Origin of the sequence: Enterobacter sp. 237C8 (assembly GCF_034106865.1) — a bacterium.
GTDB classification, from domain to species: domain Bacteria; phylum Pseudomonadota; class Gammaproteobacteria; order Enterobacterales; family Enterobacteriaceae; genus Enterobacter; species Enterobacter asburiae_B.
This window is the reverse complement of the sequence record NZ_JAWNDF010000003.1, coordinates 1-21658: the sequence shown is the minus strand read 5'-3', so window position 1 is coordinate 21658 and position 21658 is coordinate 1. Positions and strand designations below refer to the sequence as shown.

Annotated in this window: 21 protein-coding genes and 1 tRNA gene; 17 read left to right on the top strand and 5 right to left on the bottom strand. The window is 56.2% G+C overall.

Annotated features, from left to right (window positions below; all coding sequences use genetic code 11):
- Positions 1 to 4: 4 nt before the first annotated feature.
- From ubiI to USF70_RS11775, 5 genes are all read left to right on the top strand, one after another.
- Positions 5 to 1207, top strand: coding sequence for an FAD-dependent 2-octaprenylphenol hydroxylase (gene ubiI, locus USF70_RS11795; RefSeq protein WP_064673274.1), 1203 nt, complete (start codon positions 5 to 7; stop codon positions 1205 to 1207).
- A 397-nt stretch (positions 1208 to 1604) separates the two neighbouring features.
- Positions 1605 to 2699, top strand: coding sequence for a glycine cleavage system aminomethyltransferase GcvT (gene gcvT / locus USF70_RS11790; protein WP_029739208.1), 1095 nt, complete (start codon positions 1605 to 1607; stop codon positions 2697 to 2699).
- 23 nt (positions 2700 to 2722) lie between these two features.
- The gene (gene gcvH / locus USF70_RS11785) at positions 2723 to 3112 is read left to right on the top strand and encodes a glycine cleavage system protein GcvH (protein WP_008499718.1); all 390 of its coding nucleotides are present in this window, start codon (positions 2723 to 2725) and stop codon (positions 3110 to 3112) included.
- Between the two features lie 124 nt (positions 3113 to 3236).
- Complete coding sequence (gene gcvP, locus USF70_RS11780; protein WP_182382660.1) at positions 3237 to 6110, top strand: aminomethyl-transferring glycine dehydrogenase; 2874 nt, start codon at positions 3237 to 3239, stop codon at positions 6108 to 6110.
- 70 nt (positions 6111 to 6180) lie between these two features.
- Positions 6181 to 6924 carry an SDR family oxidoreductase gene (locus USF70_RS11775; RefSeq protein WP_032660097.1) on the top strand — a complete coding sequence of 248 codons (744 nt, stop codon included), beginning with the start codon at positions 6181 to 6183 and terminating at the stop codon, positions 6922 to 6924.
- A 59-nt stretch (positions 6925 to 6983) separates the two neighbouring features.
- Here the strand turns inward: USF70_RS11775 and bglA are convergent, their stop codons facing one another.
- Both bglA and USF70_RS11765 read right to left on the bottom strand, forming a co-directional pair.
- Positions 6984 to 8417: a 6-phospho-beta-glucosidase BglA gene (bglA, locus tag USF70_RS11770; protein WP_069303275.1), complete on the bottom strand. Its 1434-nt coding sequence runs from the start codon at positions 8415 to 8417 to the stop codon at positions 6984 to 6986.
- A gap of 116 nt (positions 8418 to 8533) precedes the next feature.
- The gene (locus USF70_RS11765) at positions 8534 to 9265 is read right to left on the bottom strand and encodes a MurR/RpiR family transcriptional regulator (RefSeq protein ID WP_029739204.1); all 732 of its coding nucleotides are present in this window, start codon (positions 9263 to 9265) and stop codon (positions 8534 to 8536) included.
- A 51-nt stretch (positions 9266 to 9316) separates the two neighbouring features.
- On the opposite strand from USF70_RS11765, the gene yqfB reads away from it, so the two are divergent.
- Both yqfB and trhA read left to right on the top strand, forming a co-directional pair.
- Positions 9317 to 9628 (top strand): N(4)-acetylcytidine aminohydrolase, encoded by a 312-nt coding sequence (yqfB, locus tag USF70_RS11760; protein WP_033146592.1) that lies wholly within the window; start codon positions 9317 to 9319, stop codon positions 9626 to 9628.
- Between the two features lie 165 nt (positions 9629 to 9793).
- Positions 9794 to 10453: a PAQR family membrane homeostasis protein TrhA gene (trhA, locus tag USF70_RS11755; RefSeq protein ID WP_033146591.1), complete on the top strand. Its 660-nt coding sequence runs from the start codon at positions 9794 to 9796 to the stop codon at positions 10451 to 10453.
- A 74-nt stretch (positions 10454 to 10527) separates the two neighbouring features.
- Here the strand turns inward: trhA and ygfZ are convergent, their stop codons facing one another.
- Positions 10528 to 11508: a tRNA-modifying protein YgfZ gene (gene ygfZ, locus USF70_RS11750; protein WP_033146590.1), complete on the bottom strand. Its 981-nt coding sequence runs from the start codon at positions 11506 to 11508 to the stop codon at positions 10528 to 10530.
- Between the two features lie 294 nt (positions 11509 to 11802).
- Between ygfZ and sdhE the strand changes: the two genes are divergently transcribed.
- Positions 11803 to 12069, top strand: a complete 267-nt coding sequence (gene sdhE / locus USF70_RS11745; protein WP_010435322.1) for an FAD assembly factor SdhE — start codon at positions 11803 to 11805, stop codon at positions 12067 to 12069.
- Positions 12050 to 12460, top strand: coding sequence for a protein YgfX (locus USF70_RS11740; protein ID WP_021242050.1), 411 nt, complete (start codon positions 12050 to 12052; stop codon positions 12458 to 12460). The genes sdhE and USF70_RS11740 overlap by 20 nt, the downstream gene beginning before the upstream one ends.
- Before the next feature lie 6 nt (positions 12461 to 12466).
- On the opposite strand, the gene fldB is transcribed toward USF70_RS11740, so the two are convergent.
- Positions 12467 to 12988: a flavodoxin FldB gene (gene fldB, locus USF70_RS11735; protein ID WP_039262979.1), complete on the bottom strand. Its 522-nt coding sequence runs from the start codon at positions 12986 to 12988 to the stop codon at positions 12467 to 12469.
- Positions 12989 to 13089: 101 nt separating this feature from the next.
- Here fldB and xerD point away from each other — a divergent pair, with 101 nt between their 5' ends.
- The 5 genes from xerD to lysS all read left to right on the top strand — a co-directional run bounded on the left by xerD (position 13090) and on the right by lysS (position 19183).
- Positions 13090 to 13986 (top strand): site-specific tyrosine recombinase XerD, encoded by an 897-nt coding sequence (gene xerD, locus USF70_RS11730; RefSeq protein ID WP_023309098.1) that lies wholly within the window; start codon positions 13090 to 13092, stop codon positions 13984 to 13986.
- A gap of 28 nt (positions 13987 to 14014) precedes the next feature.
- Positions 14015 to 14728, top strand: coding sequence for a bifunctional protein-disulfide isomerase/oxidoreductase DsbC (gene dsbC, locus USF70_RS11725; RefSeq protein WP_029740340.1), 714 nt, complete (start codon positions 14015 to 14017; stop codon positions 14726 to 14728).
- 5 nt (positions 14729 to 14733) lie between these two features.
- Complete coding sequence (recJ, locus tag USF70_RS11720) at positions 14734 to 16467, top strand: single-stranded-DNA-specific exonuclease RecJ (protein ID WP_039262981.1); 1734 nt, start codon at positions 14734 to 14736, stop codon at positions 16465 to 16467.
- Between the two features lie 90 nt (positions 16468 to 16557).
- Positions 16558 to 17656, top strand: a protein-coding gene (gene prfB / locus USF70_RS11715) for a peptide chain release factor 2 (RefSeq protein ID WP_096151315.1) whose coding sequence is annotated in 2 segments (ribosomal slippage) — positions 16558 to 16632 and positions 16634 to 17656 — 1098 coding nt in all. Because the reading frame shifts where the segments join, the coding sequence is not laid out codon by codon here.
- Positions 17657 to 17665: 9 nt separating this feature from the next.
- A complete protein-coding gene (gene lysS / locus USF70_RS11710; protein ID WP_023309094.1) occupies positions 17666 to 19183 on the top strand; it encodes a lysine--tRNA ligase in 1518 nt (505 codons plus the stop codon).
- Between the two features lie 38 nt (positions 19184 to 19221).
- Here lysS and idi read toward each other — a convergent pair whose 3' ends face one another.
- Positions 19222 to 19764 (bottom strand): isopentenyl-diphosphate Delta-isomerase, encoded by a 543-nt coding sequence (gene idi, locus USF70_RS11705; protein ID WP_033146588.1) that lies wholly within the window; start codon positions 19762 to 19764, stop codon positions 19222 to 19224.
- A 163-nt stretch (positions 19765 to 19927) separates the two neighbouring features.
- Here idi and actS point away from each other — a divergent pair, with 163 nt between their 5' ends.
- From actS to USF70_RS11690, 3 genes are all read left to right on the top strand, one after another.
- Entirely contained in the window at positions 19928 to 20671 is a 744-nt protein-coding gene (gene actS / locus USF70_RS11700; RefSeq protein ID WP_320735651.1) for an amidase activator ActS, read from the top strand.
- Positions 20672 to 20751: 80 nt separating this feature from the next.
- Positions 20752 to 20825: transfer RNA gene (locus USF70_RS11695), tRNA-Gly, on the top strand.
- 515 nt (positions 20826 to 21340) lie between these two features.
- On the top strand, positions 21341 to 21658 hold a 318-nt coding region (locus USF70_RS11690), incomplete at its 3' end, for a POTRA domain-containing protein (RefSeq protein ID WP_414464678.1).

Sequence of the window (21658 nt, the reverse complement as noted above, 5' to 3'; positions counted from 1 at the left end):
CACCGTGCAAAATGTTGATGTCGCCATTGTTGGCGGCGGTATGGTCGGACTGGCTCTGGCCTGCGGTTTACAGGGCAGCGGCCTGCGCGTGGCGGTGCTGGAGCAAAAGCAGCCTCAGCCCGTTGCGCCAGATGCCCCGCCGGAACTCCGCGTCTCGGCGATCAATGCCGCCAGCGAGAAATTGCTGACGCACCTTGGCGTCTGGGCAGATATTGTGGCGCAGCGCGCCAGCTGCTATCACGGCATGGAAGTGTGGGATAAAGACAGCTTTGGTCATATTGCTTTTGATGATGAAAGCATGGGTTACAGCCATCTGGGTCATATCGTCGAAAACGCGGTGATCCACCACGCGCTGTGGCAGAAAGCGCAGCAGTGCAGCGACGTGACGCTGATTGCGCCTGCGCAGATCCAGCAGGTGGCGTGGGGTGAAAACGAGGCGTTTATCACCTTACAGAGCGGCGACATGCTGACCGCGCGTCTGGTGGTCGGTGCTGACGGTGCGAACTCCTGGCTGCGGAATAAAGCCGATATCCCGCTGACCTTCTGGGACTATCGTCATCACGCTCTGGTGGCGACGATCCGTACCGAGGAGCCGCACGGCGGCGTGGCGCGGCAGATTTTCCACAACGACGGCATTCTGGCGTTCCTGCCGCTTGCCGATCCGCACCTGTGCTCGATTGTCTGGTCCCTGGTGCCTGAAAAAGCCCAGCTGATGGAGGAGGCGACGCCGGATGCCTTTAACCAGGCGCTGTGCATGGCCTTTGATAACCGCCTTGGCCTGTGTACGCTTGAAAGCGAGCGTCAGGTATTCCCGTTAACCGGCCGCTACGCGCGTCAGTTTGCTGCGCACCGTCTGGCGCTGGTGGGGGATGCGGCGCATACCATTCATCCGCTGGCCGGGCAGGGCGTTAACCTTGGCTTTATGGACGCGGCTGAGCTGGTTGAGGAACTGCGTCGCCTGCATCGCGAAGGCAAAGATATCGGTCAGCATCTGTACCTGCGTCGCTACGAGCGCAGCCGCAAGCACAGTGCGGCGATGATGCTGGCGGGCATGCAGGGCTTCCGCGAGCTGTTTGCCGGGGCGAATCCGGCGAAAAAACTGCTGCGCGACATTGGCCTCAAGCTTGCTGACACCCTTCCGGGTGTTAAACCTCAACTCCTCCGTCAGGCGATGGGTCTTAACGATCTTCCCGACTGGTTACGCTAATCTCGATCCCCGTCACACTTTATTTTCCCGGCCTCTGCGCCGGGGAAATTCCCTCGTTTGAAATATTCTAATTTCACGTCATTTTTCGCATTAGAAAATCTAATCTACGGGATTTTATGTTACGGAAATTCGGCCCGTTTTCCCGCACGAAATATCACCATGTGCTAAATCCTGTTAGATCATTGTTAATTTTGTGCGGGTTTAATCGCATTTTTCCAGTGAATAACTCTGTAGGCTTTTCAGCGTTTTTTGGTCATAAGCTAATGTGATGACCCGTTTTACCTTATGGTTAACCGCCGGTTTCGGTGGTAAGTTCGGGTAAAAGAGAACGTTTGCGTCGGCGCCAGGTAACGGGGCCGATACCGGGTTTCACGGTGAATTTTTCAACGAGGACAAGATGGCTCAACAGACTCCTTTGTACGAACAACACGTGTTATGCGGCGCCCGCATGGTGGACTTCCACGGCTGGATGATGCCGCTGCACTACGGCTCGCAGATTGATGAGCACCACGCGGTGCGCACCGATGCCGGTATGTTCGACGTGTCCCACATGACGATTGTCGATCTGCGCGGTAGCCGCACCCGGGAGTTTTTGCGTTATCTGCTGGCAAATGACGTTGCCAAACTGAAGACGCCGGGTAAAGCGCTCTATACCGGCATGCTGAATGCCTCCGGCGGCGTGATTGATGACCTTATCGTCTACTATTTCACTGAAGATTTCTTCCGCCTCGTTGTCAACTCCGCCACCCGTGAAAAAGACCTCTCCTGGATCACCCAACACGCCGAACCTTATGCCATCGACATCACCGTCCGTGACGATCTGTCGCTGATCGCCGTACAGGGGCCGAACGCGCAGGCGAAAGCCGCGTCTCTGTTTAACGACGAGCAGCGCAAAGCAACCGAAGGCATGAAGCCGTTCTTCGGCGTGCAGGCGGGCGATCTGTTTATCGCCACCACCGGCTACACCGGTGAAGCGGGCTACGAAATTGCGATGCCGAACGAGAAGGCCGCTGATTTCTGGCGCGCGCTGGTGGAGGCGGGCGTGAAGCCTGCGGGTCTGGGCGCGCGCGATACGCTGCGTCTGGAAGCGGGGATGAACCTCTACGGTCAGGAGATGGATGAAGGCGTCTCTCCGCTGGCCGCCAACATGGGCTGGACCATCGCATGGGAACCGGCTGACCGTGACTTTATTGGCCGCGAAGCGCTGGAGATGCAGCGCGAGAAGGGCACTGAACAGCTGGTGGGTCTGGTGATGACCGAGAAGGGCGTGCTGCGCGGTGAACTGCCGGTGCGCTTTACCGATGCCGACGGCAATCCTCGCGAAGGCGTGATCACCAGCGGTACCTTCTCCCCGACGCTGGGCTACAGTATTGCACTGGCACGCGTGCCGGCGGGCATTGGCGAAACGGCGGTGGTACAAATCCGCAACCGCGAAATGCCGGTCAACGTGACCAAACCGATTTTTGTTCGCGCCGGTAAGCCGGTCGCCTAATCATTTTTATCAGGAGAACTTCAATGAGCAATGTGCCAGCAGAACTGAAATACAGCAAAGAACACGAGTGGCTGCGCAAAGAGGCGGACGGCACTTACACCGTAGGGATCACCGAGCACGCGCAAGAGCTGCTGGGCGACATGGTGTTTGTTGACCTGCCTGACGTGGGCACGACCGTTAGCGCGGGCGACGACTGCGCCGTGGCGGAGTCCGTAAAAGCGGCATCTGACATCTATGCTCCTGTGAGCGGCGAAATCGTTGCCGTCAACGACGCGCTGAGCGATTCGCCAGAGCTGGTGAACAGCGAGCCTTATGAAGGCGGCTGGATCTTCAAGATCAAAGCCAGCGACGAATCTCAGGTTGCCGCGCTGCTGGATGCGACCGCGTACGAAGCACTGTTAGAAGACGAGTAATCGTTTATCCCCCTCTCCTTTCGGGAGAGGGCAGGGGCGAGGGTGCCCATCTTCCCCTCACCCTAACCCTCTCCCAGAGGGAGAGGGAACTTAAATTCACTGCACGTTTCAGGAACCATCGCTCATGACACAGACTTTAAGCCAGCTTGAAAACCGTGGCGCCTTCATTGAACGTCACATTGGGCCGGATGCTCAGCAACAGCAGGAGATGCTGAAGACAGTTGGCGCGGATTCATTAAACGCACTGATCGGCCAGATTGTGCCAAAAGACATCCAGCTTGCCACGCCGCCTCAGGTGGGGGAAGCCACCACGGAATTCGCCGCGCTGGCGGAGCTGAAGGCTATCGCAGGCCTGAACAAGCGCTATAAGTCTTACATTGGCATGGGCTACACCAACGTGCAGTTACCGCCGGTTATCCTGCGCAACATGCTGGAAAACCCGGGCTGGTACACCGCTTACACCCCGTACCAGCCGGAAGTCTCCCAGGGCCGTCTGGAAGCGCTGCTGAACTTCCAGCAGGTGACACTGGATCTGACCGGGATGGACATCGCCTCCGCTTCGCTGCTGGATGAAGCGACCGCTGCCGCCGAAGCAATGGCGATGGCCAAACGCGTGAGCAAGCTGAAAAATGCCAACCGCTTCTTCGTCGCGGCGGACGTGCATCCCCAGACGCTGGACGTGGTGCGTACCCGCGCAGAGACCTTCGGGTTTGACGTGATCGTAGACGACGCTGACAAAGTGCTGGATCACCAGGACGTCTTCGGCGTGCTGCTGCAGCAGGTGGGCACCACCGGCGAAGTTCACGACTACGGCGCGCTGATTGCCGAGCTGAAAACCCGCAAAGTGGTTGTCAGCGTTGCCGCCGATTTTATGGCGCTGGTGCTGCTGACGGCGCCGGGTAAACAGGGCGCGGATATCGTATTCGGTTCAGCGCAACGCTTCGGCGTGCCGATGGGCTACGGCGGCCCGCACGCGGCGTTCTTCGGCGCGAAAGATGAATTCAAACGCTCCATGCCAGGCCGTATTATCGGCGTCTCAAAAGACGCTGCCGGTAACACCGCCCTGCGCATGGCGATGCAGACCCGCGAGCAGCACATCCGCCGCGAGAAAGCGAACTCCAACATCTGTACCTCCCAGGTACTGTTGGCAAACATCGCCAGCCTGTACGCCGTGTTCCACGGCCCGGCTGGCCTGAAACGCATTGCCAGCCGAATTCACCGCCTGGCCGATATTCTGGCCTGCGGTCTGCAGCAGAAAGGCCTTAAGCTGCGCCACGCTCACTACTTCGACACCCTGTGTGTGGAAGTGGCGGACAAAGCGGCCGTGCTGGCGCGCGCGAATGCAGCAGAGATCAACCTGCGCAGCGACATTCACAACGCCGTCGGCATTACGCTGGATGAAAGCACCACCCGCGACGATATCCTGAACCTGTTCAGCGTGTTGCTGGGTGACGCGCACGGTCTGGACATTGATGCGCTCGACAAAGAGGTCGCGCTCGACAGCCGCTCCATTCAGGAAAGCATGCTGCGTAACGATGCGATCCTGACGCATCCGGTGTTTAACCGCTACCACAGCGAAACCGAGATGATGCGCTATATGCACTCTCTGGAGCGCAAGGATCTGGCGCTGAACCAGGCGATGATCCCGCTGGGCTCCTGCACCATGAAGCTGAACGCCGCGGCGGAGATGATCCCGATCACCTGGCCTGAATTCTCCGAGCTGCACCCGTTCTGCCCGCCAGAGCAGGCGGAAGGTTATCATATGATGATCAACCAGCTTTCCGACTGGCTGGTGAAATTGACCGGTTATGACGCGCTCTGCATGCAGCCGAACTCCGGCGCGCAGGGCGAATACGCGGGTCTGCTGGCGATCCGTCACTATCACGAAAGCCGCAACGAAGGTCACCGCGATATCTGCCTGATCCCAAGCTCCGCCCACGGTACCAACCCGGCTTCTGCGCAGATGGCGGGCATGGAAGTGGTGGTGGTGGCGTGCGATAAGAACGGCAACATCGATCTGGTCGACCTGCGTGCGAAAGCCGAGCAGGCGGGCGACAAGCTCTCCTGCATCATGGTGACCTACCCGTCTACCCACGGCGTGTACGAAGAGACCATCCGTGAAGTGTGCGAAGTGGTGCACCAGTTCGGCGGTCAGGTTTACCTCGACGGCGCAAACATGAACGCTCAGGTGGGCATTACCTCTCCGGGCTTTATCGGCGCGGACGTGTCGCACCTGAACCTGCACAAAACCTTCTGCATCCCGCACGGCGGTGGCGGCCCGGGCATGGGCCCAATCGGCGTGAAAGCGCACCTTGCACCGTTTGTACCGGGCCACAGCGTGGTGCAGATTGAAGGGATGCTGACCCGTCAGGGCGCGGTCTCTGCGGCACCGTTCGGTAGCGCCTCTATCCTGCCAATCAGCTGGATGTACATCCGCATGATGGGCGCGGAAGGGCTGAAGCAGGCGAGCCAGGTGGCGATCCTGAACGCCAACTATATTGCGACTCGCCTGAAGTCTGCCTTCCCGGTGCTCTATACCGGCCGCGACGGTCGCGTGGCGCACGAGTGCATCCTCGATATTCGTCCCCTGAAAGAAGCGACGGGCATCAGCGAGCTGGATATTGCCAAGCGCCTGATTGACTACGGCTTCCACGCGCCAACCATGTCGTTCCCGGTTGCGGGTACGCTGATGGTGGAGCCAACGGAATCTGAAAGCAAAGCCGAGCTGGACCGCTTTATCGACGCGATGCTGGCCATCCGCATGGAGATCGATCGCGTGCAGGACGGCGAGTGGACGCTGGAAGATAACCCGCTGGTTAACGCCCCGCACACCCAGCACGAAATGGTGGCAGAGTGGAACCACGGTTATTCCCGCGAGCTGGCCGTCTTCCCGGCAGGCGTGGCAAACAAGTACTGGCCGACCGTGAAGCGTCTTGATGACGTCTACGGTGACCGTAACCTGTTCTGCTCCTGCGTGCCGATGAGCGAATACCAGTAATATTATTGGTGTAGTAACGTAGGCCGGGTAAGGCGAAGCCGCCACCCGGCTTTTTTATTGGGAGAAGAAAATGGCAATAGCACTGGTCACCGGCGCCAGCCGGGGCATTGGGAAAGCCACCGCGCTGCAGCTGGCGCGCGAAGGCTACACTGTGGCGGTGAACTATCACCACAACATTAAAGCCGCGACGGACGTGATCAACCAGATCGTTGAAGCGGGCGGTAAAGCCTTTGCCGTCCGCGCGGATATCAGTGATGAAGCCCAGGTGCTGGCGATGTTTGACAGCCTCGATCGTGAAGGCGAGCCGCTTCGTGCGCTGGTCAATAATGCGGGCATTCTGTTTGAGCAATCCACTATCGAGAACCTCTCCGCTGAGCGCATTAACCGCGTCCTGGCGACCAACGTCACGGGCTACTTTCTCTGCTGCCGGGAAGCGGTAAAACGCATGTCCTTCAGGCATGGCGGCAAGGGTGGGGCGATAGTGAACGTCTCTTCCGCCGCGTCGCGACTGGGCGCGCCGGGTGAATATGTGGATTATGCCGCGTCCAAGGGGGCGGTCGATTCGCTAACAACCGGGCTATCGCTGGAGGTGGCGGCGCAGGGTATTCGCGTCAACTGCGTACGTCCGGGGCTGATTTATACCGATATTCATGCGTCCGGTGGAGAGCCGGGGCGAGTGGATCGCGTGAAATCGTTGCTGCCGATGCAGCGCGGCGGCCAGCCGGAAGAGGTGGCGCAGGCGATTGTCTGGCTGCTGAGCGAGAAGGCGTCGTACGTAACGGGCAGTTTTATTGAGTTGGCGGGCGGGAAGTAAACCCCTCACCCTAACCCTCTCCCAAAGGGAGAGGGGATCAAGCGTAGCGCCGCCCGGCGTTAAAGATTCTCGCCGTTGCTGGCAATCACTTCCTTATACCAGTTAAAGCTCTTCTTGCGGGAACGCGACATGTCGCCCGTGCCGTCGTCGTGCTTGTTCACGTAGATAAAACCGTAGCGCTTGCTGTACTGGCCGGTGGTGAACGACACGCAATCGATGCAGCCCCATGGCGTATAGCCCATCAGATCCACGCCGTCGTGCGTCACGGCTTTGATCATCTCTTCCACGTGGGCACGCAGGTAGTCGATGCGATAGTCGTCGTTGATGCTGCCGTCTTCTTCCACCTTATCGTAGGCGCCGAACCCGTTTTCCACGATAAACAGCGGCTTCTGATAACGCTCGTACAGTTCGCACAGGGAATAGCGCAGGCCTACCGGATCGATCTGCCAGCCCCAGTCGGACGCTTTCACGTGCGGATTCGGCACGCTGCCTTCGAAGCCGGAAATCGCATCGCCGGTCCCGCCTTCCGCTTTCACCGCGTTGGTCATGTAGTAGCTGAAACCTAAGTAGTCGCAGGTACCTTCACGCAGGATCTGCTCGTCGCCTGCCTCCATTTTGATGGAGAAGCCGCGGCGCTCCCACTCGTTCAGCACGTAGGACGGGTAGTAACCACGCAGCTGGACGTCGGTAAAGACATAGCGCTCGCGCATGGATTCCTGGGCGAACATCACGTCTTCCGGTTTGCAGGAGAACGGATAGAGCGCCACCATCGCCAGCATGCAGCCAACTTTCATCTCAGGGTTGATGCGGCGCGCGGCTTTCACCGCCAGGGCGCTGGCCACAAACTGGTGGTGCAGGACCTGGTACATGGTCTCTTCCGGATTGTCATGTTCGGTATAGACCACGCCCGAGCAGCAGTAACCGAACAGCGGCGCGCGCCAGTTACGCTGGTTATTGATTTCGTTGAAGGTCATCCAGTATTTGACCTTGTTTTTGTAGCGCTCAAAAACCACTTCCGCGAAGCGCACGAAGAAATCGACCACTTTACGGTTGGTCCAGCTACCGTACTCCTGTACCAGGTGCAGCGGCATTTCGAAGTGGGAGAGGGTGATCACCGGTTCGATGTTGTATTTCAGCAGCTCGTCGAACATGTCGTCGTAGAACTTCAGCCCCTCTTCGTTTGGCTGCGTTTCGTCACCTTTCGGGAAGATGCGCGTCCAGGCGATAGAGGTGCGGAAGCACTTGAAACCCATCTCGGCAAACAGCTTGATGTCTTCTTTATAGTGGCCGTGGAAGTCGATGGCCTCGTGGTTTGGGTAGTATTTACCCGGCACTACTTCCTGGGTGATTTCGCGCGGGACGCCGTGCGCACCGCCGGTCAATACGTCACAAATGCTTGGCCCTTTGCCGCCTTTGTTCCAGCCGCCTTCAACCTGGTGAGCGGCAACCGCGCCGCCCCATAAAAAATCTTTTGGTAAGGTTAATTTTTTCATCGCTGCTCTTCTCAATAAATGGCTTATTGGCATCGAGTCTAGCAAAGCGAAATTGAATGTCACGATATAACAATTCACAGTAAATGTGATTTGTTACATCAAAAAAACAGGGTGTTTTATTCTGTAAGTTTCTTCGCCAGTTTACGTCCGAGAGACTCCAGAATATAAATGACGGGAATTTGCGTGGTGATGTCGTAGACGCCTGCAATACGCGTCTGAGGAACATGCCAGGAGAGATTAAAGTCCGCCAGTTTTGCGAGACGCGAGTGCTCGTGGCTGGTTATCGAGAGCACCTTGCAGTGATGCAGGCTGAACTGGCTGGCGAAGCGCAGGATCTCCTCGGTCTCGCCAGAGACGGAAAGCACAATCGCCAGCGCATTTTTCGCCATATCATTGGTGACCGGGAAATAAGGGTCATCAATATGGTTACTGAATTTCCCGATATTAGAAAAGAAGCGTGCGCCATATTTTGCCAGCGAACCCGATGTTCCGGCACCGACAAATATAATTCGCTCTGACGATAAAATAATATCAACCGCATTATCTAATAGCGCATCGAACTCTTCATTATTCACGCTTTTAAAAAAGCTGATAATTTCGCTGGCACCGAAATTCGCCTGCTGGGGCTCGTTCTGTTCAAGATAAAGCTTAAAGCGCACCCGAAATTCAGAATACCCTTCGCAGTTAAGCTTGCGGCAAAAGCGCAGGATAGTCGTGGTTGAGACGTCTGCCGCATCCGCCAGCTCGCGGATGGTCATGTACATCACTTTGTCACGATTTTTTATGACATAGTTGTAGACCATCATCTCCAGGTTATTGAGACTGGCAATGGCGGAATGGGAGAACATGCTCACAATGGCTACACTCACTCATCAGACTTTTCTTCAGGGAATAATAACATGCAGCCAAACGACATCACTTTTTTTCAGCGCTTTCAGGACGACATCCTGGCCGGACGTAAAACCATCACTATCCGGGATAAAAGTGAATCCCATTTCAAAACCGGCGATATCCTGCGGGTGGGGCGTTATGAGGATGATGGTTATTTTTGCACCATCGAAGTAACAGGAACGTCAACCGTTACGTTCGACACATTGACGCAAAAACATGCTGAACAGGAGAACATGACCCTGGATGCATTGAAAAGCGTGATCGCAGAGATCTACCCCAGGCAGAACCAGTTTTATGTAATTGATTTTAAATGTTTATAATTAAAATCGAAACGAGCGTTCGCTGAAATTAAAGTGTAACTGTCTGATTGTAATTTAGAAACGTTATGTTTAACTTTATTTTAGCTAACAGGTGTTCACTGGAATCATTCTCAGTTAGCATAGTTATGCGATGAATAATCATCTTTTGTTTTCCCGGAGTTTTGTATGGTGAGCAGACCATTAATCGCACAGGGATATTCGCTGGCTGAGGAAGTAGCCAACAGCATCAGCCACGGCATTGGCCTGGTGTTTGGGATTGTCGGTTTAGTGTTATTGCTGGTGCAGGCGGTGGACGCCAATGCCAGCGCGATGGCCATTACCAGCTACAGCCTGTATGGCGGGAGTATGATCCTGCTGTTCCTGGCGTCGACGCTGTATCACGCGATCCCGCATCAGCGGGCCAAGATGTGGCTCAAGAAATTTGACCACTGTGCTATCTATCTTCTGATTGCAGGCACCTACACACCGTTTCTGCTGGTGGGGCTCAACTCACCGCTGTCGCGTGGCCTGATGATTGTTATCTGGAGCCTGGCACTGCTGGGGATCCTGTTTAAGCTGACCATCGCGCACCGGTTTAAGGTGCTGTCACTGGTCACCTATCTGACAATGGGCTGGCTGTCGCTGATTGTGGTGTATCAACTGGCGATTAAACTGTCGGTAGGGGGCGTGACGCTTCTGGCCTTAGGCGGCGTGGTGTACTCGCTCGGCGTGATTTTCTACGTCTGCAAGCGCATCCCGTACAACCATGCCATCTGGCACGGCTTTGTGCTGGGCGGCAGCGTATGCCACTTTTTGGCGATCTATTTGTACGTGGGGCAGGTGTAGTTTTTTCCACCGTGCGGGCGGTTGCCCTTACCCCGGCCCTCTCCCACAGGGAGAGGGAGGGCACCTGGATACGATTACTCTTCTAACGAATATGGCAGCGGCTCGATGCTCAGCGTGTTCGCATCGTCACGCACGCGGAACACGCTGTCGGCTTCCATGTCGTTGTTCATGACGGCCTGCACCAAAAGACGTCCATCATCCAGCTGTACGGCGGCTAACACGGTGCCGGTGCGGCGCCAGTTATCACCCATCTTCAGCTCTAAGTCTTCACCCGCTTCAGGTACACGGCTGGCATGGCCCGCCAGCGTCCACAGCGCTCGTTTGTTAGCTCCGCGGAATTTTGCACGTGCCACCATCTCCTGGCCGGTATAACAGCCCTTTTTAAAGCTGATACCCCCCAGCGCCTGCAGGTTCGTTGCCTGAGGAATAAACTGCGCGCTGTTTGCGGCGTCAATCACCGGCAGACCCGCTTCGATATTCAGCGCCAGCCACTGCTGACTGTTGTTGAGCTGCGCTTCGCCGCGCAGCGCTTCGGTCACGCGTTCGGCTGTTGCCGCATCCGTGACTAACAGGAAACGCTCCGCCGGGTGTTCAAACCACAGGATGGAGGTCGCGCCTTCGCTGACCACCTGCTTTTCTGCATCCGGCAGTTCGCTGAAGAGATTTTTCAGCGCCGCACGCGCCTGGAAGCCGGCCACTCCCAGCAGGACATGTTCGTCGTCCGGGGCGATAGTGACTTTGGAGAAGACCGCGTACTTCTTCAGCTCTTTGAGCTGGGCCTCTTGCAGGCTGCGGCGCTCAATAAAGGCAAAGCCGTCCTGACGGCGGAAGAGTCGCAGATTGCTCCACATTTTGCCTTTTGGGTCACAATGCGCGGCCAGCAGGTGCTGGTGTTCGGTCATCTGGCTGACGTCGGCGGTCACCTGGCCCTGCAGATATTTTTCGGCGTCGGCACCGGAGAGCGTTGCCAGCGCCCAGTCATCAAGAGAAATAAGCGTCAGCGGCAGACGCGCAGAGGCGGCGGGCTGGCGAGGAGAAAATGGTGTAAATGCCATAACGATATCCTGAATTGCTTAACGCTTTGATAATGCCTAATGGTAAAAGAGCCTGCAGGCAATGCAAGCGCTTTCAACAGACCATTTGTGCCCTAAACCGGTTATGCGTAGCGCTACGCAAAATAATGTAATCCACTGTCTTTGTGGGGATTATTCTGGAAGCCTGCTCGGCGATCGCAATATTCCAGTAATGAAACGGTCAAAAACACGTTACACTAGCTGGTGTCCCCGTAGAGAAATAAAGAACACTGAACGGGGTACCGACTGTGCCAAACGTAATGCAGGAAACTGAACATGGATATTAACAACAAGGCCCGTATTCACTGGGCGTGCCGTCGCGGCATGCGTGAACTTGATATTTCCATCATGCCTTTCTTCGAATATGAGTATGACAGCTTAAGCGATGATGATAAGCGTCTGTTTGTTCGCCTGCTTGAGTCTGACGATCCGGATTTATTCAACTGGCTGATGAACCACGGCAAACCCGCCGACACCGAGTTGCAACGGATGGTGCAATTAATTCAAACACGGAATCGGGAACGTGGTCCTGTGGCAATCTGATCTTCGCGTCTCGTGGCGCTCGCAGTGGATGTCTTTATTGCTCCACGGCCTGGTCGCGGCCTTTGTTTTACTGATGCCGTGGCCGCTGAGCTATACGCCGCTGTGGCTGCTGTTACTGTCGTTTGTCGTTTTTGACAGCGTACGCAGCCAGCGTCGCATTAATGCCCGTCAGGGAGAGATTAAATTACTGATGGATTCCCGCCTGCGCTGGCAGGGTAAAGAGTGGGATATTCTCGGTATGCCCTGGATGCTCAACTGCGGCATGATGTTACGGTTACGCAAGGTGGACGGCGGGCGTTGCCAGCATCTGTGGCTGGCGGCTGACAGTATGGATGCTGCCGAGTGGCGAGACCTGCGCCGGATGCTGTTGCAACAGACGACGCAGGGGTAATGCGCGTTAGCTAAACTTTTCAGCCATTTCGCCCAGAATCTGCTCGCACCAGCTTTGCAGGCGCTCATCGCTGAGATCGTACTGGTTGGTTTCATCCAGCGCGAGTCCAACAAACAGCTCGCCGTCGGCAATAATCGGTTTTTTACTGGTGAACTCGTAACCTTCGGTTGGCCAGTAGCCGATAAACGACACCCCTCTCGGCGCCAGCTTGTCATGCAGCATGCCGAGCGCGTCCAGGAACCATTCCCCGTAGCCCAGCTGATCCCCCATGCCGTACATGGCAATGATTTTGCCGTCGAGATTGACCGAATCGAGTTGATCCCAGATGGCTTCCCAGTCTTCCTGTATCTCACCAAAATCCCAGGTTGGGATGCCAAGGATCAGGACATCGTACTGTTCCATCAGCGCGACCGCGTCATCTTTCAGGTTATGCAACGTCACCAGTTCCGGGCCAATGATGTCGCGAATTTTCTCTGCCGCCATTTCGGTGTAGCAGGTGCTGGAACCATAGAACAGACCAATATTCATCGCGTAACTATCTCAATTCTTGCTTTGACTATGCGCGTAGTGTACCAGAAACCGGTCGCAATCAGGCATAATGGCCTGACTGCAGAATCAAAGGGGCTGATGTGGAAAAGGATCTCGCACTGATCGAACAGTTTCTCGACGCGCTGTGGCTGGAGAAAAATCTGGCGGAGAATACCCTTAGCGCCTACCGTCGCGATCTCACCATGCTGGTGGAGTGGCTTGCGCACCGGGGGTTATCCCTTGCGAGCGCGCAGCGTGACGACCTGCAGGCGCTGCTTGGGGAACGTATCGCAGGGGGCTACAAAGCCACCAGTTCCGCGCGTTTGCTCAGCGCCATGCGTCGGCTGTTCCAGCACCTCTACCGTGAGAAGATCCGCGAAGACGATCCCAGCGCGCTGCTGGCATCTCCTAAGCTCCCGCAGCGGCTGCCGAAAGATCTCAGCGAAGCACAAGTTGAGAGATTATTACAGTCACCGGCTGTTGACCTGCCGCTGGAGTTACGCGATAAAGCCATGCTTGAGCTATTGTATGCTACCGGCTTGCGCGTTTCGGAACTGGTTGGCCTGACGATGAGCGACATCAGCCTGCGTCAGGGCGTAGTGCGCGTCATCGGTAAAGGAAATAAGGAAAGGCTGGTTCCGCTGGGTGAAGAGGCGGTTTACTGGCTGGAAACGTACCTGGAGCACGGTCGTCCGTGGCTGCTCAATGGTACGTCTATCGATGTCCTGTTTCCGAGCCAGCGCGCCCAGCAGATGACGCGGCAAACGTTCTGGCATCGCATCAAGCATTACGCCACACTGGCGGGTATCGACAGTGAAAAGCTTTCGCCGCACGTATTGCGTCACGCCTTCGCGACGCATCTGTTAAACCACGGCGCTGATTTACGCGTGGTGCAGATGCTGCTGGGCCACAGCGATCTTTCCACGACGCAAATTTATACCCATGTCGCGACGGAACGCCTGCGGCAGCTACACCAACAGCACCACCCTCGTGCGTGAGTGCCGACGAATTGTAACAGGATCACATATGAAAAAGTCTTTCGCGCTGTTCACCCTGCTGGCAGCCTCATTTACCGGTTTCGCCCATGCGGACGATGCCGCCATCAAACAGTCGCTGGCTAAGCTTGGCGTCACCGGTAGCGATATTCAGCCTGCACCGGTTGCCGGCATGAAAACGGTACTCACCAACAGCGGCGTGCTGTACGTCACCGAAGACGGCAAACACATTATTCAGGGGCCAATGTACGACGTGAGCGGCGCGCAGCCGGTAAACGTCACCAACCAGCTGCTGATGAAAAACCTGAACGCGCTCGAAAAAGAGATGATCGTCTATAAAGCGGCGCAGGAAAAACACGTCATTACCGTCTTCACCGACATCACCTGCGGCTACTGCCACAAGCTGCATGAAGAGATGAAAGACTACAACGCGCTGGGCATTACCGTGCGTTATCTGGCCTTCCCGCGCGCGGGCGTGCAGAGCCAGCCAGAGCAGGACATGAAGGCTATCTGGTGTGCGAAAGACCGTAACAAAGCGTTTGACGACGCGATGAACGGCAAAGGCGTTAAGCCGGCCTCCTGCGACATTGATATCGCTAACCACTACGCGCTCGGCGTGCAGTTTGGCGTGAGCGGTACGCCTGCGATTGTCCTGAGCAACGGCTATGTCGTTCCGGGCTATCAGGGACCGAAAGAGATGAAAGAGTTCCTCGACGCGCACCAGAAACAGTTTGGTGGTAAATAATCCGCGTGAAAGCCCCAATAAAATTGCGCCGCCGCGAGGCGGTTGAACCCGTTGATTTACCGGACGATCTCCCGGCGCTGCTTAAGCGCCTCTACGCCAGCCGCGGCGTGCGTCGCGCTGAGGATCTTGAACGCAGCGTGAAAGGGATGCTGCCCTGGCAGCAGCTGAGCGGTATCGAAAAAGCCACCGAAATGCTCTACAACGCGCTTCGAGAGGGAACGCGGATTGTGGTGGTGGGCGATTTCGACGCCGACGGCGCAACCAGCACCGCGCTGAGCGTGCTCAGCCTGCGCGCGCTGGGCTGCGATAACGTCACGTATCTGGTACCGAACCGTTTTGAAGACGGCTATGGCCTCAGCCCGGAAGTGGTCGATCAGGCCCACGCCCGTGGTGCACAGATGATCATGACCGTCGATAACGGGATCTCCTCCCATGCGGGCGTCGATCATGCTCACGCGTTGGGGATCCCGGTGCTGGTCACCGATCACCACCTGCCGGGCGAAACGCTGCCCGATGCGGAAGCGATTATTAACCCCAACCTGCGCGACTGCGATTTCCCGTCGAAATCCCTCGCAGGCGTGGGCGTAGCGTTTTATCTGATGCTGGCGTTACGGACCCTGCTGCGCGATAAGGGCTGGTTCGACTCTCGCGGTATTGCCGTACCGAACCTGGCCGAATATCTCGATCTGGTGGCGCTGGGCACCGTCGCGGACGTGGTACCGCTCGATACCAATAACCGCATTTTGACCTGGCAGGGCCTAAGCCGCATTCGGGCGGGCAAGTGCCGTCCGGGGATCAAGGCGCTGCTGGAGATTGCCAACCGCGATCCGCTCAAGCTGGCGGCAAGCGACCTGGGCTTTGCCCTCGGCCCGCGTCTTAACGCAGCAGGAAGGCTGGACGATATGTCCGTCGGCGTGGCGCTGCTGCTGTGCGACAACATCGGTGAAGCGCGCGTGCTGGCCAACGAGCTGGACGCGCTGAACCAGACACGCAAAGAGATTGAGCAGGGGATGCAGGCCGAAGCGCTGACCCTGTGCGAAAAGCTTGAACGCAGCGGCGATACGCTGCCGGGCGGCCTGGCGATGTACCATCCTGAGTGGCACCAGGGCGTGGTCGGCATTCTGGCGTCGCGCATTAAAGAGCGTTTCCACCGCCCGGTGATCGCGTTCGCCCCCGCAGGCGACGGCACGCTGAAAGGCTCAGGCCGTTCGATTCAGGGTTTGCACATGCGCGATGCGCTGGAGCGTCTCGATACGCTGTATCCGGGTCTGATGATCAAGTTTGGCGGCCATGCGATGGCGGCGGGCCTGTCGCTGGAAGAGGCGAAGTTCGACGAGTTTCAGCGGCTGTTTGGTGAACTGGTCACCGACTGGATTGATCCGGCCCTGTTGCAGGGGGAAGTGGTGTCCGATGGCGAGCTTTCACCGCTTGAGATGACGATGGACGTGGCGCAAATGCTCCGCGATGCCGGTCCGTGGGGGCAGATGTTCCCGGAACCGCTGTTTGACGGTCGTTTCCGTCTGCTGCAGCAGCGCATCGTCGGCGAACGCCATCTGAAAGTGATGGTCGAGCCCGTGGGCGGTGGACCGCTGCTGGACGGCATTGCCTTCAACGTTGACACGGCGGTATGGCCGGACAACGGCGTGCGCGAGGTCGAGCTGGCGTACAAACTGGACATCAACGAGTTTCGCGGTAACCGCACCCTGCAGATCATCATCGACAATATCTGGCCAATTTAGCGGCAGTAATCTCTATAAAAAAGGGCGTGGATTCGGTACAATCCCGCTCTTATCACCGCATTTTGACAAGTCCATAAAAGAAAACAGACCATGTTTGAAATTAATCCGGTAAAAAACCGTATTCAGGACCTCACGGAGCGCTCTGACGTTCTTAGGGGGTATCTTTGACTACGATGCCAAGAAAGAGCGTCTTGAAGAAGTAAACGCCGAGCTGGAACAGCCGGACGTCTGGAACGAACCTGAACGCGCACAGGCGCTGGGTAAAGAGCGTTCCTCTCTCGAAGCTATCGTAGATACGCTGGATCAAATGGCTCAGGGGCTGGAAGATGTTTCCGGTTTGCTGGAGCTGGCCGTCGAAGCCGACGACGAAGAAACCTTTAACGAAGCCGTGGCAGAACTCGACGTGCTGGAAGAGAAGCTGGCGCAGCTTGAGTTCCGCCGTATGTTCTCCGGCGAATACGACAGCGCTGACTGCTATCTCGATATTCAGGCGGGTTCTGGCGGCACCGAAGCGCAGGACTGGGCCAGCATGCTGACGCGTATGTACCTGCGTTGGGCAGAAGCGCGCGGCTTCAAAACCGAAATTATCGAAGAGTCTGAAGGTGAAGTTGCGGGTCTGAAATCCGTCACCATCAAGATCATTGGCGATTATGCCTACGGCTGGCTGCGTACCGAAACCGGCGTTCACCGCCTGGTGCGTAAGAGCCCGTTCGACTCTGGTGGCCGTCGTCATACCTCCTTCAGCTCCGCGTTTGTTTATCCAGAAGTTGATGAAGATATTGATATCGAAATTAACCCGGCGGACCTGCGTATCGACGTTTATCGCGCATCCGGCGCGGGTGGTCAGCACGTTAACCGTACGGAATCAGCGGTGCGTATTACCCACATTCCAACCGGGCTGGTAACACAGTGCCAGAACGACCGTTCCCAGCATAAGAACAAAGACCAGGCCATGAAGCAGATGAAAGCGAAGCTTTATGAGCTGGAGATGCAGAAGAAAAATGCTGAGAAACAGGCGATGGAAGACAACAAGTCCGACATCGGTTGGGGCAGCCAGATCCGTTCTTACGTCCTTGATGACTCCCGCATCAAAGACCTGCGTACCGGGGTTGAAACCCGCAACACGCAGGCGGTGCTGGACGGCAGCCTGGACCAATTTATCGAAGCAAGTTTGAAAGCAGGGTTATGAGGAACCAACATGTCTGAACAACAAGCACAGGGCGCTGACGCGGTAGTCGATCTTAACAACGAACTGAAAACCCGCCGCGAGAAGCTGGCAGCGCTGCGCGAGCAGGGCGTGCCGTTCCCGAACGATTTTCGTCGTGACCATACCTCAGACCAACTGCACGCTGACTTCGACGCTAAAGAGAACGAAGAGCTGGAAGCGCTGAACGTTGAAGTGGCCGTAGCAGGCCGCATGATGACCCGTCGTATCATGGGTAAAGCCTCCTTCGTGACCTTGCAGGACGTTGGTGGCCGTATTCAGCTGTACGTTTCCCGTGACGACCTGCCGGAAGGCATCTACAACGAGCAGTTCAAGAAGTGGGACCTGGGCGATATCCTGGGCGCGAAAGGTAAACTGTTCAAAACCAAAACCGGTGAACTGTCTATCCACTGCACCGAGCTGCGTCTGCTGACCAAAGCTCTGCGCCCGCTGCCGGACAAATTCCACGGCCTGCAGGATCAGGAAGCGCGCTATCGTCAGCGCTACCTGGATCTCATCTCTAACGATGAATCCCGTAAGACCTTCAAAATTCGCTCCCAGATCATGGCCGGTATCCGCCAGTTCATGGTCAACCGCGACTTTATGGAAGTGGAAACCCCAATGATGCAGGTGATCCCTGGCGGCGCGTCTGCGCGTCCGTTCATCACCCATCATAACGCCCTGGACCTGGACATGTACCTGCGCATCGCGCCGGAACTGTACCTGAAGCGTCTGGTGGTCGGTGGTTTCGACCGCGTGTTCGAAATCAACCGTAACTTCCGTAACGAAGGTATCTCCGTTCGTCATAACCCAGAGTTCACCATGATGGAACTCTATATGGCGTATGCGGATTACAAAGATCTGATCGAGCTGACCGAATCCCTGTTCCGCACTCTGGCGCAGGACATTCTGGGCACCACGCAGGTTCCTTACGGTGAAGAAGTCTTCGACTTCGGCAAGCCGTTCGAAAAACTGACCATGCGCGAAGCGATCAAGAAATACCGTCCGGAAACCAACATGGCGGACCTGGATAACTTCGATTCTGCGAAAGCGATCGCGGAAAGCATCGGTATCAAGGTTGAGAAGAGCTGGGGTCTGGGCCGTATCGTGACCGAGATCTTCGAAGAAGTGGCCGAAGCGCACCTGATTCAGCCGACCTTCATCACCGAATACCCGGCTGAAGTCTCTCCGCTGGCGCGTCGTAATGACGAGAACCCGGAAATCACCGATCGCTTCGAATTCTTCATCGGCGGCCGTGAAATCGGCAACGGCTTTAGCGAGCTGAACGATGCGGAAGACCAGGCTCAGCGCTTCCAGGATCAGGTTGACGCGAAAGCGGCAGGCGACGACGAAGCGATGTTCTTCGACGAAGACTACGTGACCGCGCTGGAGCACGGTCTGCCACCAACGGCGGGCCTGGGGATTGGTATCGACCGTATGGTCATGCTGTTCACCAACAGCCACACCATCCGCGACGTGATCCTGTTCCCGGCGATGCGCCCGGTGAAATAAGGCGTTAAGATGTAAAAAAAGCCCCGAAAGGGGCTTTTTTATTGCGCCGCGAAGGCTTTGAGTTTTTCGCGGGCGGTTGTCGCTTCCATGACCATCCACGGGCTAAAGGCCCAGGGCGTCGCGTCCAGCGCGCGGAATAACGCGTCCAGCTCCACCCACTGATAGTCCATCACTTCATCTTCGTTTATCGTCACGTCATTGGTGATGCGGGCCGCGAATACCGGGCAAATTTCGTTTTCCACGATCCCGGACGGGTCGGTTTCCCGATAGCGAAATTCAGGGGCGACGGCGGTGATATCGGTTAGCTCAGCGCCCACTTCAAAGCGGCAGCGGCGGATTATCGCCTGTATCGTCTCTTCGCCGGACTGCGGGTGGCCGCAGACGGAGTTGGTCCAGACGCCGGGCCAGGCTTTTTTGGTTAAGGCGCGCCGGGTGATCAGACATTCGCCGTTTGCGTTAAAAAGCCAGGAGGAGAAAGCCAGATGCAGCGGGGTATGTAAGGTGTGCGCGGCATATTTTTCCTGAGTGCCAATCACCATTCCCTGGTCGTTTACCAAAATAACGTGTTCTTGAATACTCATTGATGCTCCAGTGCCAAAATGCCGAGTGGTTCAGCACCATCAGCCGGATCATTATACGGCATTCTTATACGAACGGTTTGGCGCGTAGAGCGGAAAAGGGCATGACCCATATTCGTTTTGGCTGTTATCATAGTGCGCCATTCACGCTGACCGAGGATCTGTTTTGTTTGCAGGAAGCCTGACGAGAAATCCCATCACCGCCATTTTTTGCCTGACGCTGACGCTATTGCTGGCGGGCTGTTCAGGGAGCAAATCTTCGGATATGGGCAGCTATTCCGGTTCGGTCTATACCGTTAAGCGCGGGGATACGCTATACCGGATTTCGCGCGCAACGGGAACCAGCGTGAAGGATCTGGCGCGGCTGAATAACCTCTCGCCGCCCTACACCATCGAGGTGGGGCAGCAGCTGAAGGTTAGCGGCGGCTCGTCCTCGGGCAAAAAATCCTCTACGAAAGGCAAAACCGCCAAAGTGACGCCGTCCTATCAGGTGCCGCAATCATCATGGCCGCCGGTTGGACAGCGCTGCTGGATTTGGCCTGCCAGCGGTAAAGTGGTCGCCCCTTACTCACTTTCTGAAGGTGGCAACAAGGGTATTGATATCGCCGCTGCGCGCGGTACGCCGGTTTATGCCTCCGGGGCAGGGAAGGTGGTGTACGTGGGTAACCAGCTGCGCGGCTACGGTAACCTGATCATGATTAAGCATGGCGAAGACTACATCACGGCCTATGCGCACAACGACACGATGCTGGTCAACAACGGTCAGAACGTCAAAGCCGGGCAGAAGATTGCCACCATGGGCAGCACCGGCACGGACGCGGTGAAGCTGCATTTCCAGATTCGCTATAAGGCGACGGCCATCGATCCGCAGCGTTATCTGCCTGTGCCCGGCAGCAAACCGAAGTGCTAAGTGATTATTTTATCGCCGGTTAGTTGTTAAGAGGCTTGTATGAAGGTGCGTAAGGTCTATAATGCCATACGCACCTCAAAGCGGGCGTAGTTCAATGGTAGAACGAGAGCTTCCCAAGCTCTATACGAGGGTTCGATTCCCTTCGCCCGCTCCAGCTTTTCCTGATGTTATCTTCTTTTGCCTGTTTTTATCCTGTCCACGCTTTCCCATACAGATATCGTCATGCTGTTGATTGATAACTTCAAAGACGTTATCGCGCGAGCCCCATATTCAGCACTGAATTATCAGACTCCATCAGAGTTTGCAGCACGATGAGTACGACGGGTAATTTAATCAGCACTACTCGCTGACGTTTACATCTCATTATTGGGAAGGTTAGTTAATATTTTGTGAAAGAAGGAACCATGATCGAATAATAAAGCTTTCAGAAACTACACTCTTCTTTATCACGGATTTTTATTTTTTTAGACTTAACGCAAATATTACTACTAATTATAGTAGCCCTCTTTTTGAGACTATTCTCTATTGCGTCGGAGCTGGCATAATTAAGAAAACCAAAAAATATTATCCTTTTATATGCGCTATTACAGCAAAGCCGTCTTTTTTTGCTCGTTATTTTTTTGCTCTCTGAGCCATGCAGCCCCCCTTACTCCTGCTGACCGGGACACCGTGCGTCAGCAGCAGGAGGAACTGTTATTAAAGAACCAGCAACAGCGTGAAGAGCTGGAGCGGAGTATTCCTCGTCCCGCGCCTGACAGGCCTCTGCCTGCAGCCGGCGCCGGGCCCTGCTTCACCATTGATACCATTACCCTCTCCGGCACGCCCCTCATTTCCCCGAAAACGCGGCAGGCCCTGGTTGCGCCGTGGCAGGGCCGCTGTCTGGATATGGCGAAAATAACGGAGCTTCTCGCCCGTATTTCTGACTGGTATATCAGCCGGGGATATATCACCAGCCGCGCCTTTCTTACCGAGCAGGATCTCTCCGGC